We start from the raw sequence: 14698 nt of genomic DNA on the forward strand, positions 1-14698 counted from the left end.
CGCCATGCCGTTGAAAGAGCCTGAACCGGACTTTCTGCTGACGCGGCCGGAGGAAATACGCTCCGCCATCTTCGAACTTACCCACCAGGACTGCACCACCCTGGTCCGCGACGCCGCCGATCGCGAGACCGCCATACTGGTGCTGGGCATCGACAAGCAAACCGATCATTTTTTCTGGCGCCCGCGCGATTTCGCCGGCTCGGATTTCGCCGCCAACGATAGCCGCGGCCTGCGTGTCGGCACCGTGCTGCAATTCCACGGCAACGGCTACGGCGGCGTCCAGATCCACTTCCGGGTCCCGCGCCCCGAACTGGTGCGCTTCGACGATGGCAGCGCGGCCTTCGTATCGCCCTTGCCGGAACGTGTCTCGCGCATCCAGCGGCGCAAGCTGTTCCGCGCGTCCATCATAGGCACCACGGTACGCTGCGCCGGACAATGGCGCCCGGACCCCAAGTCCAAGCCCATCCTATTCGCGGTCCGCGACATTTCGGTGGAAGGTATCGGGCTGCGGGTGGAGCGCATGGCGGCCGAGCTACCGGCCGCGGGCGCCATCATGGAAGAGGTTTACCTGGACTTCGGCGACTTCGGCAACATCACGACGGACCTGCAGGTCCGCACGGTGATCCCGTTGTCCGGCCAGCCGTTGCCGGCGGCCGACGAGAACGCGGCGGACCCGGCCTCGTCGGCGGCCACCGGCGCTGCTCCGCCCCTGCGCCCCAGCCTGAGCATCCAGGATCCGCTGACGCATATCGGCGCGGAATTCGCCGCGTTGAACGGACGCCAGGAAGCGTGGCTGCAACAGGTGGTGTGGCGCCTGGAAAAAGCGCGCACGGCAAACTGATCCAAGGCGCCTTGCGCCCGATGCCGCCCCGGCTTGGCCCGGGCGGGGCGTGCGCCCGTTCCGCCCTAAGCCGTGTCCGGCCCGTCCACCCAGGGCACTTCCCGGACTTCGGCTTCCTCGGGGGTGGTGGGGAAATAGTGCACGGCAATCTCTTCCGGGGGCATGGGTTTGCCCAGCAGCCATCCCTGCACGCGGTGGCATTGCAGCGCGTTCAGGATGGCGTACTGCCCTTCCGTCTCCACGCCTTCGGCGACGATCTCGCGATTCAGGCGGCGAGATAGTTCGACGATGGTACCGACGATGGCCTGGGCACTGGAATCGCTTTCCAGGTTGCGCACGAAAGACCGATCGATCTTGATAGTGTCGAACGGCAGCTGGCGCAGATAGCCCAGGCTGGAATAGCCGGTTCCGAAATCGTCGATGGCGATCCGCACGCCCGCGCGGCGCAATTCGGCCAGGCGCGAGATCTCGCCGCCCTCGGCCGCCACCAGCACGCCTTCGGTAATCTCCAGTTCAAGCCGTTCGGCGGCCAGCCCGGTGCGATCCAGGACGGCCCGCACATCGCGCACCAGCTGGATTTTCTCCAGTTGCACCGGTGAAAGATTGACCGACAGATACCAGGGTTCCGGCCAGGTGGCCGCCTCGGCGCAGGCGGTTTCGAGCACCCAGGCGCCCAGCGGCACGATCAGTTCCGTCTGTTCCGCCAGCGGAATGAACTGCATGGGCGCGACCAACCCTCGATGCGGGTGGTTCCAGCGCAGGAGCGCCTCGAAGCCGACCAGCGTGCGGGTACCGGCGCTGTAGATAGGCTGATAGTGGACATAAAGTTGCCCCGCTTCCTGCATGGCCTGGCGCAGGTCCTCTTCCAGGGCCTCGGAATCGGCGACCTGCGAGAGGCCGAGCACGCTCTGGCCGCTGCGCGTAATGCGCACGGCGCGCAGAATGGCTTCCGAGCGCACCAGGTGCAGTGCGAGGAAAAGCAGCAGGCCGGAAGGCACCACTACGATCAACGTAAGCAGTATCCAATGAAACCCGGCGATTTGGGCGATACCGGCATCCCATAGATACCAGACCGGCAACAGGCACATCGCCGCGATCAGCGCCATGGCTCCGCCGCCCCCCAGGGCGCCGCGCGCGCGCCGGGAGATGAACCATGTCGTCAGCAGCACGACGCCGATGATCTCGAACTGGATTACGGCTACGACAAGCAATGTAAGAGTGTCAAGCATCGCACACCGTCGACGGCGATAACGGAATTAGTCCGAAGCGTGCCGCACGGGCAGGATTCTTGCACAAAACCGGCAAGTCTCACACCGACAGGGACGAGATTTCCTTGTAAGCCGCCACAAGGCGATTGCGCACCTGCACCGCCGTCTGGAATCCGACGTTGGCTTTTTGCATATCCACGATGACGTCGTTCAAGGAAACATTGGGGGCGCCGAGCTCGAACGCCTTGGCCTGGGTCACGGCGGCAGTCTGCGCGCCGGATACCCGCTTCAGGGATCGCTGAAGCTCCGCTGCGAAACCGTCGCCAACCTGCCCCGCGCCGCCCACGCCGTCCGGCGTGCCGTCCTGCGCGACGCGAACGACCTGTCGCATCTGCTCCAGCATGTTTTCGATACCAGCCAGTCCGGCTATTGCCATGGCAACTCTATCCTTTATTGTCGGTGGCGAGAGACTACCGTCCCGCGGCCATCCTCATATGGCACAAATGAAGTCAAAAAACCCGATATTTCGGCTTCTTGACGCGCGGCTCTTGTATCGCGCAAGACATAAATGGCAAATGACGCCAAAAACCCAGGTTTTTCTGCCCTTGGGATGTCGTCCCCCCCGGCCATAATCCACGCTCCGATACCCGAAGCACGTTGCATGTGTAACTTGCCCTCCCCCCACGTACATCCCCGGAACTCGCGCCGTTTGGCGAGCGGGGGCAGCCGATGAACCAGCAGGCCACACTGACTTCGTCCCTGATGTCCCGGTTTCCCGTGCTGGAGAAGCTGCGGACCGTCCCGAAACCGCTATTGCTGGGAGCGGCGGCGGCGGTCGTCGCGCTCATCGTGGCGGCGGTGATGTGGGGACGCGACCCCAACTATAAGGTACTGTTCTCCAATCTGGACGACCGGGACGGCGGCGCCATCGTCGCCGCCCTGAACCAGATGAACGTGCCCTATCGCTTCAACGAAACCGGGACCGCGATCCTGGTGCCCGCCGAAAAAGTCTACGACGCGCGCCTGCAGCTGGCAGGACAGGGTTTGCCGCGCGGCGGTTCGGTCGGCTTCGAGCTGCTGGACAATACCCGCTTCGGCGCCAGCCAGTTCACCGAACAGATCAACTACCAGCGTGGCCTGGAAGGCGAACTGGCCCGCTCGATCGAATCCATGAACGCCGTGCAGCATGCCCGGGTGCACCTGGCACTGCCGCGCCAGACCCTGTTCGTGCGCGACCGTCGTCCTCCGACGGCATCGATCATCCTGACTTTGTACCCCGGCCGCAGTATCGGTGACTCCCAGGTATCGGCCATTTCGTGGCTGGTGGCCTCCAGCGTCCCGGAACTGACGGTCGGCAATGTGTCGATCGTCGACCAGAACGGCCGACTGCTGTCCTCGCCCAGCGGCGAAGGCCGCGGCATGGACGCCGACCAGACGCGCTACGTGCGCGAAACCGAGCAGCGCACCGTCGAACGCATCCTGGCCATCCTGAACCCCCTGGTGGGCCCGGGTAACGTCCACGCCCAGGCCAGCGTCGATATGGATTTTTCCCGGCGCGAGGAAACGTCGGAAGTCTACCGGCCCAACCAGGAACCGGGCCAGGCCGCCGTGCGCAGCCAGCAGACCAACGATTCCCAGCAGAACGGCGTCAACCCCGCCCAGGGCGTGCCCGGTGCGTTGAGCAACGAACCGCCAGCCGCCGCCCAGGCGCCCATCGCCAATCCCCCCGCGACGCAGCCGGGCCAGCGTCCCGGCCAGCCGGGCGCCCAGCAGCAGCCGGGCCAGGCCCAGGGTCAGGGCCAGGCCGGCCAGGCGCAGACCGCCACCGCCGCCCAGCAGGGTCCGTCGACCACACGCCGCGAGAACACGACCAACTACGAAGTCGATCGCACCATCAGCCATATCAAGCAGCCGGTCGGCTCGGTCAAGCGCCTGTCGGTCGCGGTGGTCATCAACTACCTGCCCGACAAGGATGGCGAGCCCAAGGCCATGCCGGCCGACCAGCTGAACAAGCTGACCACGCTGGTCAAGGAAGCGATGGGCTATTCCGAGGCGCGCGGCGACTCGCTGAACGTGGTCAACAGCCAGTTCAACGATGCCGAACCGACGACACCGTGGTGGAAGGATCCGTCCAATATATCCCTGGCCAAGACGGCATTGGGCTGGCTCGTACTCGCGATACTGGCGATATGGGTGTGGCGTTCCCTGGTGCGGCCCATCTACGAACGCTATATGAACCCGCCGATCGACCCGGAAGTGGCCGAGATCGAACGGCAGGAAGCGGTGCGCGAGGCCCAGGAGCATGCCAGGGCCAAGGAAATGGATCGTTTCGAGGACAACATGAAACGCGCCCGCGATATGGCCAGCAAAGACCCGCGCGCAGTGGCCATGGTGTTGCGTACCTGGATGAGCAAAGATGCCAAGTGATAAACCCATCGATGGCATGACCCGGGCAGCGGTGCTGCTGATGTCCCTGGGCGAGGACGCCGCGGCCGAGGTCTTCCGTTTCCTGAGCGCGCGCGAGGTGCAGCAGGTAGGCGCGGCCATGGCCCAGCTCAAGCAGGTGACGCGCGAGGACGTGGCCGAAGTACTGGAGGAATTCCGCCAGGAAGCCGATCAGTTCATCGCCGTCACGCTGGGGTCCGACGACTACATCCGCTCCGTGCTGACCAAGGCCCTGGGCAGCGACCGCGCCGCGGGGCTGATCGAGGACATCCTGGAAGCCGGCGACAGCGGCAGCGGCATCGATGCGCTGAACTGGCTGGATCCGCACATCGTGGCCGAGCTGATCGGCGACGAACACCCGCAGATCATCGCCACCATCCTGGTCCACCTGGAGCGCGACCGCGCCGCCGCCGTGCTTACGCGCCTGACGGAACGCCTGCGCAACGATGTGATGCTGCGCATCGCCACTTTCGGCGGTGTGCAGCCGGCCGCGCTGTCGGAGCTGACCGAAACGCTGAACGCCGTACTGGCGGGCCAGGGCGCCAAGCGCAGCAAGATGGGCGGGGTACGCACCGCGGCGGAGATCCTGAACATGATGAACTCCTCCGACGAGGAGACTGTCGTGGCCAGCCTGCGCGAACGCGATTCGGACCTGGCGCAGAAGATCGTCGACGAAATGTTCGTGTTCGAGAACCTGCTCGATGTCGAGGACCGCGGCATCCAGCTGATCCTGAAGGAGGTCGACAACGACACGCTGATGGTGGCGCTCAAGGGAGCCGTCGAGGATCTGCGCGACAAGTTCCTGCGCAATATGTCCAGCCGTGCGGCGGAAATGCTGCGGGAAGACCTGGAAGCGCAGGGCCCGATCCGCATGTCGAAGGTCGAGGCCGAGCAGAAGAAGATCCTGCTGGTGGCGCGCCGCCTGGCCGAAAGCGGGCAGATCGTGTTGGGCGGCCAGGGAGACGACGCGTATGTCTGAGCGCCGCGCCGTCCCCGCGTCGTCCGCCGGCGCATCGTGGCAGCGTTGGCGCCTGGCGTCGTTCGAGGAGCAGGACGCGGTCGCCAACGTGCCCGAAGTGCGACCGGACCCGGGACCGGATCCGCGCGTGGTCCGCGAGCAGGCCCGCCGTGCCGGCCACGAGCAGGGCCTGACGGAAGGCCGCGCCGAAGGCTACGACCTGGGGATCGCCGAGGGCCGTGCGCGTGGCTACGACCAGGGCCTGGAAGAAGGCCGGCAGGCAGGGCACGTGCAAGGATTGGCGGATGCCCGCAGGCAAGGCGCCGAGGAGGCCGAGCGCCTTCGCGCGATCCTGTCGGCCACGGCCTCTTCCCTGGCGCAGCTGGAAGAAAAAACGGGCCAGGCACTGCTGACCCTGGCATTGGATATTGCGCGTCAGGTCGTGCGCACGACCGTCACGACACAACCGGAGTCCCTGCTGACGGCCGTGCGCGAAGTGCTGCATATGAATCCGACCGCCAGCGCGCCCTTGCGCCTGTGGCTGCATCCGCTGGACATGGAACTGGTGCGGCTGCATCTGGCGGAGGAACTCCGGACCGGTCACTGGCGCGTCCTGGCTGACGAATCCATCACCCGCGGCGGCTGCCGCGCCGAGACGTCGCTGGGAGAAATCGACGCCACGCTCGAGACCCGCTGGCGCCGCGTGGCGGCGTCGCTGGGACGGGATATGCCCTTGGAGGCCGCCGAATGAGCGACCATCAGGCGGAGATGGCCGGTGCGGCCATGGGAGCGGTGTCCGGCGCCCCCATTCCGGTCGTGGACCGGTGGGTCACGCAACTGCAGATCGGCTCCATCCGTGCCAACTCCACCGACCCCTGGCTGGCAACGGGCCGGGTCACGCGGGCCACAGGCCTGGTGCTCCAGGCCACCGGCCTGCGCCTGCCGGTGGGCGCCGTCTGCCGCATCGAGATCGCGCCCGGCCATGACCACTGGGCCGATGCCGAAGTGGTCGGCTTCGACGGCCATACGCTTTACCTGATGCCGCAATCCGATATCTCGGGCCTGCCGCCCGGCGCCCGCGTGGTGCCCGGCGAACCTCCGCTGCAGCGGCAGATTCCCCTGCCCCGCAAGGCCGTGCTGAATGGCAATGCCAAACCGGCGTTGGGTCGCCACCTGCCCGTGGGCAATGCCTTGCTCGGCCGGGTGCTGGATGGCGGCGGGCGGCCGCTCGACGATCTCGGCCCGCTGGTCCACGCTGACCAGGCGCCCTTGTCGGCGATTCCCATCAATCCCTTATCGCGCGCGCCCATCGATACGGTGCTCGACGTCGGCGTGCGTGCCATCAACGGCCTGTTGACGGTCGGCCGTGGCCAGCGCATGGGCCTGTTCGCGGGTTCCGGTGTCGGCAAGAGCGTGCTGCTGGGCATGATGGCGCGCTATACGAAAGCCGACGTTATCGTGGTGGGACTGATCGGCGAACGCGGCCGGGAAGTGAAGGAATTCATCGAACACAACCTGGGCCCCGAAGGGCTGGCCCGCTCCGTCGTCGTCGCCGCGCCGGCCGATGTATCGCCGCTGCTGCGCCTGCAAGGCGCCGCATATGCGACGCGCATCGCCGAACACTTCCGCGACCAGGGACTGGATGTGCTGCTGATCATGGACTCGCTGACGCGCTACGCCATGGCGCAGCGGGAAATCGCGCTGGCCATCGGCGAACCGCCGGCCACCAAGGGATATCCGCCATCCGTCTTCGCCCGCCTGCCGGCGCTCGTCGAACGCGCCGGCATGGGATCGCCCGGCCCCACCGGCAAGGCCGGATCCATCACCGGCTTCTACACGGTGCTTGCCGAGGGCGACGACCAGCAGGATCCCATCGCCGATTCGGCACGGGCCATCCTGGACGGCCACATCGTCCTGTCGCGCCATCTGGCCGAAGCCGGCCACTACCCGGCGATCGACATCGAGGCATCGATCTCGCGCGCCATGAACTCGCTCATCACGACGGAACAATTCGCCGTGGTGCGCCGCTTCAAGCAGGTTGTCTCGCGCTACCAGCGCAACCGCGACCTGATCGCCGTGGGCGCCTACGCCCCCGGCCACGATCTTGCCCTGGACGACGCCATCGCGCGCTATCCAAGGCTCGAAGCCTTCCTGCAGCAGAACGTCGGCGAGAAAGTGGACTACGCCACCGCCATCGCCCAATTGCAATTTACCCTCCAGACAGGTGAATCGCATGCCTAGCCAACTCCCGCTGGATACGCTGATCTCGCTGGCCAAGGATCACACGGACGAAGCCGCCAAGCAGCTCGGCGGCCTGCATGTCGCGCGCAACAATGCCGAACAGCAATTGAGCATGCTGAACGACTATCGCGCCGACTATCTGCAACGCCTGCAGAACGCCATGATGACCGGCATGTCCGCGGCCGACTGCCACAACTACCAGCGCTTCATCGCCACACTGGACGACGCGATCGACCAGCAACGCGCGGTACTGGAACAGGCGGCGGTGCATCTGGAAGAAGGCAAGGAACGGTGGCGCGAGGAGCGCCGCAAATTGAATTCCTTCGACGCGCTGGCGCAGCGCCGCCAGCAGGTACTGGCGCGCGAGGACGCGCGCCGGGAACAACGACTGAATGACGAGTATTCCGCGCGCCTGGTTCGGGGCGGCGGAGGACTGCATTGAACAAAAGGATGCCCACCATGACCTCCCCGCTTGCCATGCTTGCCGTGGCCACGCCTTCGGGCAAGGCCGCCGGTACTTCCGCATCCGACGGTCGCGGACCGCGCGACGGCAACGACGCATCCCGTTTTTCCGACGTCATGGCGCGCCAGCGCGCGAGCCAGGATGCCGCTGCGGCGTCCGCGGACGCCGGCCCTCCGGCCACGGCGGATGCACCGGCCACCGATCCAAAGAATGGGGCCACGCCGTCGAAGGACGGCGCAAGCGTGGACGCCGGCCAGAAGGACGACGACAAAACCGCTGGCGAAGCTTCCGCCGACGCCGCGCCGTCGTTGGCGCAGCAGGCGCTGGCCATCGCGACGATGTCCATGCAATTGCAGGGCGGACAGCCTGACGCCGCCCAGGCGGGTACGGCGGGCCAAGGCCCCGCGCGCGCCGCCGATACCGGCGGCGCCGCTGCCGCCGGCACCGGAGGCATGACATCGCCGGCGCCATCCGCGCAGTCCCTGCCGGCCATATCCGCCGCCGCGACGGACGGGCCGGTCGCAACGGCGCCCACCGATGAGCCCGCCGCGGCGCAGGCGGGCTCGCCCGCCCTGGCCGGCACGCCCGACCCGGCCGCCGGCCAGGTACTGGGCAGCAACACGTCGACGGCGCCGCGCACCGCGACGCCGGGCGCGCATCAGCCCGTGCCGGGCACCCAGGGCCGGCATGCGAACGGCAGAACGGCCGAACCCGCCGGCACCGCTGGCGCCAGCGCCATGGACACGGGTGCCGGCGAGACGCGCGCGAGCATCCAGGACGATGCGCCCGTCAACCCCGCCGAGGGCAAGTCTGGCGCGGCCGACAAGGAAAGCATCGCCGACGCCACCGCCACGGCGCCGCGCGGCACCGCCCATGCGCCGCAGGCCGACATGACGCAAGCGCTGGCCAATGCCTGGCAGGCCCTGGCGGCCCCGGCCGGGACCAGCGCCGCACCTGCCCCGGCCATCCAGACCCCGGTCGGACAGCCGCAGTGGGGCGCGGAACTGGGCGGCCAACTGGTGCTGATGACGCATCGGGCGGGCAACGATTCCCACACCGCCGAACTGCGCCTGGATCCGCCCGACCTCGGTCCGCTGCGCGTGACGATCAAGCTCAGCGACGGTGTGGCCGAGGCCTCTTTCGTATCGGCGCACGCCGCGGTGCGTCAGGCGGTGGAATCGGCCCTGCCCCAGTTGCAGCAGACGCTGGCGCAGGCCGGCATCTCGCTGGGCCAGGCCAATGTCAGCGACCATGGCGCCCAGGCCGGCTTCGGCGGCATGCACCAGGGTAGCGACCGTCCGGGCCAGGGCGCCGGGCAAAGTGCCCCGTCGCGGGCCGATACCGCCGACACGGTGCAAATCGCGATCCCCAGCGCGCGGCGCGCCAACGCCGGCCTGGTCGATACCTTCGCATGAAGCCTGGCCGGGCATCACGCGCCGGGCGCCGCGCGACCTCCACGGGAGGCTTCCCAGCAATAGGCGGAGATACCCAGTTTTCGCCCTGTTTTTCCCTTAGGTCCTGGCCCCACAAGTCAGGCAAAATGCACTCGGATATTCCCTATCCGTTTTCCCGGTAAATCAACCACCATCAAAGATGGCGACATCCAAAACCTCCACCCTGCCGTCGCGGAGTACCCTGCCGATGCGCAACAGCGGCTCGTCGCGGTTCCTGCGCCCGATCATCGGCCTGCTGGTACTCCTGATCGTCGCCGCCGCCAGTGTCGCCACGACCTGGATGATTACCACCCGCTCACAACGCAGCGCGGCCAACTCCGCCGTGCAGATCAACGTGGGGCAGCCGCAACAGGCGGCGCCGGCGGGCGCCACGCCGACGACCTTCGTCGCGCCGCCGCAAACGCCGCAGGCGGTGCCCGCCCCCATCTTCATTCCCATCACGCCCTTTACGGTGACGCTGCAGAGCCCCGACCGCGAACGCCTGGTCCATATCGCCATGACGCTGCGCGTGTCCGACGAACAGTCGCGCCAGCGTATCGAGAAATACATGCCGGAAGTGCGCAGCCGCGTCCTCATGCTGCTGTCGGCGCAGACGCCCGAGAGCGTGCAAAGCCCGCAGGGCAAGGTCGATCTAGCCAACGCGGTGATGAAGGTCGTCAACCGGCCTTTTGCCCCCCTGCCCGACGGACAGTTCGTCACCGACGTCCTGTTCACCGAATTCGTGGTGCAATAAGCATGGCATACGAGGCGTTCCTATCGCAGGACGAAGTAGACGCCCTGCTGGCGGGCGTCACCGGCGAAAGCGACGGCAAGGAAACCAGTCAGGAAAGCCAGGACGGCGTACGCGCCTACGACCTGAGCTCGCCCGAACGCGTCGTGCGCCGGCGCATGCAGACGCTCGAACTGATCAACGAGCGTTTCGCGCGCCACATGCGCAACGTGCTGTTGAACTTCATGCGCCGCAACGCCGACATCACGGTCGGGTCGATCCGCATACTGAAGTACGCGGATTTCGAGCGCAACCTGCCCGTGCCCAGCAACCTGAACATGGTGCAGATGAAGCCGCTGCGCGGCACCGCCCTGTTCAGCTACGACCCCAACCTGGTCTTCCTGGTCATCGACAGTCTGTTCGGCGGCGATGGCCGCTACCATACCCGCGTCGAGGGCCGTGACTTCACCACCACGGAACAACGCATCATCCGGCGCCTGCTGAACCTGACGCTGGAAAGCTACGGCAAGTCCTGGGAAGCGGTCTATCCGGTCGAGTTCGAATACGTGCGCTCGGAAATGCACACGAAGTTCGCCAGCATCACCGGCTCGAACGAAGTCGTCGTGGTAACGCCCTTCCACATCGAGTTCGGCGCCACGGGCGGCGACCTGAACATCTGCCTGCCCTATTCCATGATCGAACCGGTGCGGGACATCCTGATCCGCCCTCTGCAGGAAACCACGCTCGAGGCGGTGGACCAGCGCTGGGCCCGGCAGTTGTCGCGCCAGATCCGCAGCGCCGACGTGGAACTGATCGCCGAGTTCGCGCGCATCCCGTCGTCGATACGCGAATTGATGAAGATGAAGGTCGGCGACGTGCTGCCGGTCGAAGTGCCGGAAACCGTCGTGGCCCACGTGGACGCCGTGCCCGTCATGGAATGCGGATACGGCGTGTTCAACAACCAGTACGCGCTGCGCGTACAGAAACTGCTTACCCCTGTGGATCCCGAGAACGAGGCCCCCGACCATGACTGATCAGAACGCCGAGCGGCCCGATCAAAGCAAGCCCGCCGCGGGCAGCGCCAGCGACGACTGGGCCGACGCCCTGGCCGAGCAGTCGCGCACCGCCCCGCCCACCCAGGCCGACGGCCTGAAACCCGCCGACGATTGGGCGGATGCCCTGGCCGAGCAGACCGCCGCTTCGACGCCCGCCGCCACCGCGCCGGCCGCTTCGGCCGCCAAGCCTGCCGCCGCGTCGGTTTTCAAGCCGCTGACCGGCTCCAGCGAGAAGTCGACCGCCGACATCGACCTGATCATGGACGTGCCGGTGCAGCTGACGGTGGAGCTGGGCCGTACCCGCCTGACCATCAAGAACCTGCTGCAACTGGGACAGGGATCGGTGGTCGAGCTCGACGGCCTGGCGGGTGAGCCGATGGACATTTTCGTCAACGGCTACCTGATCGCCCAGGGCGAAGTCGTCGTCGTGGACGACAAATACGGCATCCGCCTGACCGACATCATTACGCCGGCCGAGCGCATCAACCGACTGAACGGCCGGCGCTGAAACCGCCATGGCCGACGCCGCTTCCTTCCGTGTCATCGTGGGCCTGGCCGTCGTCGTCGCGGCGATCCTCGCCTGCGGCTGGCTGGCGCGCCGCGCGGGCCTGGCCGGACGCGCGACCGGAGGCACGATGCGCATCGTCGATAGCCTGAACCTGGGACCGCGCCAGCGCATCGTGCTGGTGGAAGTGGCGGACACCTGGGTCGTGGTCGGCGTGACCGCGGGCCAGATGAATCCCTTGCACACGCTTCCCGCCGGCGCGACCGTGCCGGCGCCCCAGGCGCCCACCGCCCTGGTGGCCTCTTTCCTGGCGCGCCGGAGCGGCAAGCCCGCGGAAACCGCGCCCGGACGCACCGAAGCGACGCCGTCCGGACTGCCGGAGGACGCGTCCTTCGCCAGCAGACTGGGCCAGGCGCTGCGTCGGGGCTGATACGGCTGGATGTCCCCATGACACGTTTATTCCGCGCGCGGTTCGGCGAAGCAGGCGCCCTGCGCCATGTGCTGACGATCCTCGCATTGCTGGCCGTGGCCTGCCTGCCCCTGGCGGCGTCGGCGCAGGCCACCCTGCCGGCGCTGACCGCGACCCCCGGCCCGAACGGCAGCGAAACGTATTCGCTCAGCGTGCAGACGCTGCTGATGCTGACGTCGCTGACCTTCATCCCGGCCGCGCTGCTGATGATGACGGGCTTTACCCGCATCATCATCGTGCTCGGCTTGATGCGCAACGCGCTCGGCACGCAGAGCACGCCGCCCAACCTGGTCCTGGTAGGATTGGCCCTGTTCCTGACGGCCTACACGATGTCGCCGGTATTCGACCAGATCTACAAGGACGCCTACCAGCCGCTGTCCAATGGCGCGATTTCGTTCGAGACCGCCATCGACCGGGGCTCGCAGCCGCTGCGCACCTTCATGATGCACCAGACCCGCGAAACGGATCTCTCCCTGTTCGCCAACCTGACCAACCAGCCGCCGCTGGACGACCCGTCGGCGGTACCGATGAAGATCCTGGTGCCGGCCTTCATCACCAGCGAACTGAAGACGGCGTTCCAGATCGGCTTCACCATCTTTATTCCATTTCTGATCATCGATATGGTCGTGGCCAGCGTCCTGATGGGCCTGGGCATGATGATGGTGCCGCCGATTTCGGTGTCGCTGCCGTTCAAGCTGATGTTGTTCGTGCTGGCCGACGGTTGGCACATGCTGCTGGGGTCGCTGGCCCGCAGCTTCTACCAGTAACCGGAGGCCATGGCATGGATGCCGAAACCGTAATGACGATGACGTACCAGGCCATGCGCATGATCCTGATCGTGGCCGGGCCCCTGCTCCTGGTTACGCTGCTGGTCGGCCTGTTGATCAGCGTGTTCCAGGCCGCCACGCAGATCAACGAGATGACGTTGTCCTTCATCCCCAAGCTGGTGGCCGTTGCCGCCACGCTGATCCTGCTGGGTCCCTGGCTGCTCGGCATGATGACGGACTACATCCGCCAGATCATGAACCAGATTCCCAACCTGGTGTCGTGACGCGCGCCCGGTCCCTCGCGCCATGATCAACTTTACGCTGGATCAGTGGTATGGGTGGATCAACACATTCCTGTGGCCCTTCGCGCGCCTGCTGGCATTGATCGGGGTCGCGCCGCTGCTCGGCGAAACCGCCGCGCCGCGCACGACCAAGATCGGGCTGGCCGCCGTGCTGGCGGTGGTGATCACACCGTCGCTACCGCCCATGCCGGCGGTGCCGCCCGGATCGCTGGCGGGACTGTGGATCCTGGCGCAGCAGATTTTCATCGGGATTGCGATGGGCTTCTGCATGCGCATCTGCTTCGCGGCCGTGCAGACGGCCGGCGATTTCATCGGCCTGCAGATGGGCCTGTCGCTGGCAACCATCTTCGACCCCACGACGCAGGCCAACACCGAAGTCCTGGCGCGGCTTTTCAACATCCTGGCCATGTTGATTTTCTTGAGCGTGAACGGGCATCTGATGATGCTGGCCATGCTGATCAAGACCTTCACCATTCTGCCGATCGGTACGCCGTCGCTCAACCCGGAAGGCTGGGCCGTCCTGGCGCAACTGGGCAGCAAGGTCTTTTCGTCAGGCCTGCTGCTGGCCCTGCCCCTGATCTCCGCATTACTGGTGATCCAGCTGGCCATGGGCATCCTGAACCGCGCGGCGCCGCAGCTGTCCGTGTTCGCGGTCGGTTTCCCCATCACGCTGATCTCCGGCGTGATCCTGCTTGCGGTTGCATTGCCGCAGAGCACGGGATTCCTGAGCGCGCTGTTCCAGGAAGGCGTGAACGTCATGGAGCGGGTAGCCGGATTGCTGGCCGGGACCTAGTATCGCCGGCTATACGGCAGGGCACGGCCGGCGGCCTGCGCGACATCGCGCGATCCAAATAAACGGAAGGACCGTGGCCACGAAGGCCGGGAGCGGGCAATCCGTGGATATCCGTGGATATCCGCGCAAACAGCTGGAATGCGCGACGCCGATCGGCGGCAATCGGGCCCGTGGCACGCGTCCGATAAAAAAGGGCGGCCTTGAGGCCGCCCTTGCATATTGCGTACCGGTTTATCAGTGGCTGACCAAGGGTTGCGCGAACGCCGGGCCACCCGCCAGCTGCTGCGCCGACACGTCGATGACCTGGCCTTCGTTGATCTTGAAGACCGCCACCGCCTCGGCCAGGCGCTGCGCCTGTTCCTGCAGCGAGCCGGCCGCCGCGGCCGCCTCTTCCACCAGCGCCGCGTTCTGCTGCGTCACTTCGTCCATCTGCGATACCGCGCGGTTGACCTGGTCGATGCCGCTGGATTGCTCCTCCGACGCCGCCG

At 66.6% G+C, this 14698-nt stretch carries 16 protein-coding genes and 1 pseudogene; 14 read left to right on the forward strand and 3 right to left on the reverse strand.

Annotation, left to right across the window (positions count from 1 at the left end; translation table 11 throughout):
- The first annotated feature begins 4 nt into the window (after positions 1 to 4).
- Positions 5 to 841: a flagellar brake protein gene (locus ACO1P8_RS04435; RefSeq protein WP_486294706.1), complete on the forward strand. Its 837-nt coding sequence runs from the start codon at positions 5 to 7 to the stop codon at positions 839 to 841.
- A gap of 65 nt (positions 842 to 906) precedes the next feature.
- On the opposite strand, the gene ACO1P8_RS04440 is transcribed toward ACO1P8_RS04435, so the two are convergent.
- Complete coding sequence (locus tag ACO1P8_RS04440; protein ID WP_486294707.1) at positions 907 to 2070, reverse strand: putative bifunctional diguanylate cyclase/phosphodiesterase; 1164 nt, start codon at positions 2068 to 2070, stop codon at positions 907 to 909.
- Between the two features lie 79 nt (positions 2071 to 2149).
- Positions 2150 to 2485, reverse strand: coding sequence for a flagellar hook-basal body complex protein FliE (fliE, locus tag ACO1P8_RS04445; RefSeq protein ID WP_094841740.1), 336 nt, complete (start codon positions 2483 to 2485; stop codon positions 2150 to 2152).
- 293 nt (positions 2486 to 2778) lie between these two features.
- On the opposite strand from fliE, the gene fliF reads away from it, so the two are divergent.
- The 13 genes from fliF (at position 2779) to fliR (ending at position 14210) form a co-directional block, all read left to right on the forward strand.
- Complete coding sequence (gene fliF, locus ACO1P8_RS04450) at positions 2779 to 4476, forward strand: flagellar basal-body MS-ring/collar protein FliF (RefSeq protein ID WP_486294708.1); 1698 nt, start codon at positions 2779 to 2781, stop codon at positions 4474 to 4476.
- A complete protein-coding gene (gene fliG, locus ACO1P8_RS04455; RefSeq protein ID WP_486294709.1) occupies positions 4466 to 5473 on the forward strand; it encodes a flagellar motor switch protein FliG in 1008 nt (335 codons plus the stop codon). Before fliF ends, fliG begins: the two co-directional genes overlap by 11 nt.
- On the forward strand, positions 5466 to 6203 hold the full coding sequence (gene fliH, locus ACO1P8_RS04460) for a flagellar assembly protein FliH (protein ID WP_486294710.1): 738 nt from the start codon (positions 5466 to 5468) through the stop codon (positions 6201 to 6203). The genes fliG and fliH overlap by 8 nt, the downstream gene beginning before the upstream one ends.
- 17 nt (positions 6204 to 6220) lie before the next feature.
- On the forward strand, positions 6221 to 7693 hold the full coding sequence (fliI, locus tag ACO1P8_RS04465; protein WP_486294722.1) for a flagellar protein export ATPase FliI: 1473 nt from the start codon (positions 6221 to 6223) through the stop codon (positions 7691 to 7693).
- The gene (fliJ, locus tag ACO1P8_RS04470; protein ID WP_486294711.1) at positions 7686 to 8135 is read left to right on the forward strand and encodes a flagellar export protein FliJ; all 450 of its coding nucleotides are present in this window, start codon (positions 7686 to 7688) and stop codon (positions 8133 to 8135) included. The genes fliI and fliJ overlap by 8 nt, the downstream gene beginning before the upstream one ends.
- Before the next feature lie 17 nt (positions 8136 to 8152).
- Entirely contained in the window at positions 8153 to 9571 is a 1419-nt protein-coding gene (locus ACO1P8_RS04475; protein ID WP_486294712.1) for a flagellar hook-length control protein FliK, read from the forward strand.
- A 178-nt stretch (positions 9572 to 9749) separates the two neighbouring features.
- Positions 9750 to 10343, forward strand: coding sequence for a flagellar basal body-associated FliL family protein (locus ACO1P8_RS04480; RefSeq protein WP_486294713.1), 594 nt, complete (start codon positions 9750 to 9752; stop codon positions 10341 to 10343).
- A gap of 2 nt (positions 10344 to 10345) precedes the next feature.
- Positions 10346 to 11353, forward strand: a complete 1008-nt coding sequence (gene fliM / locus ACO1P8_RS04485) for a flagellar motor switch protein FliM (RefSeq protein WP_486294714.1) — start codon at positions 10346 to 10348, stop codon at positions 11351 to 11353.
- Positions 11346 to 11882 carry a flagellar motor switch protein FliN gene (gene fliN / locus ACO1P8_RS04490; protein WP_486294715.1) on the forward strand — a complete coding sequence of 179 codons (537 nt, stop codon included), beginning with the start codon at positions 11346 to 11348 and terminating at the stop codon, positions 11880 to 11882. The genes fliM and fliN overlap by 8 nt, the downstream gene beginning before the upstream one ends.
- Positions 11883 to 11889: 7 nt before the next feature.
- Positions 11890 to 12309 (forward strand): flagellar biosynthetic protein FliO, encoded by a 420-nt coding sequence (gene fliO, locus ACO1P8_RS04495; protein ID WP_486294716.1) that lies wholly within the window; start codon positions 11890 to 11892, stop codon positions 12307 to 12309.
- Between the two features lie 17 nt (positions 12310 to 12326).
- Positions 12327 to 13115, forward strand: a complete 789-nt coding sequence (gene fliP / locus ACO1P8_RS04500; protein ID WP_486294717.1) for a flagellar type III secretion system pore protein FliP — start codon at positions 12327 to 12329, stop codon at positions 13113 to 13115.
- 14 nt (positions 13116 to 13129) lie between these two features.
- Positions 13130 to 13399 (forward strand): flagellar biosynthesis protein FliQ, encoded by a 270-nt coding sequence (fliQ, locus tag ACO1P8_RS04505; protein WP_486294718.1) that lies wholly within the window; start codon positions 13130 to 13132, stop codon positions 13397 to 13399.
- 22 nt (positions 13400 to 13421) lie between these two features.
- On the forward strand, positions 13422 to 14210 hold the full coding sequence (gene fliR / locus ACO1P8_RS04510; RefSeq protein ID WP_486294719.1) for a flagellar biosynthetic protein FliR: 789 nt from the start codon (positions 13422 to 13424) through the stop codon (positions 14208 to 14210).
- A gap of 234 nt (positions 14211 to 14444) precedes the next feature.
- Here the strand turns inward: fliR and ACO1P8_RS04515 are convergent.
- Positions 14445 to 14698, reverse strand: a pseudogene (locus ACO1P8_RS04515) (methyl-accepting chemotaxis protein); the annotation flags it as partial.

This window comes from Bordetella sp. (assembly GCF_057362025.1).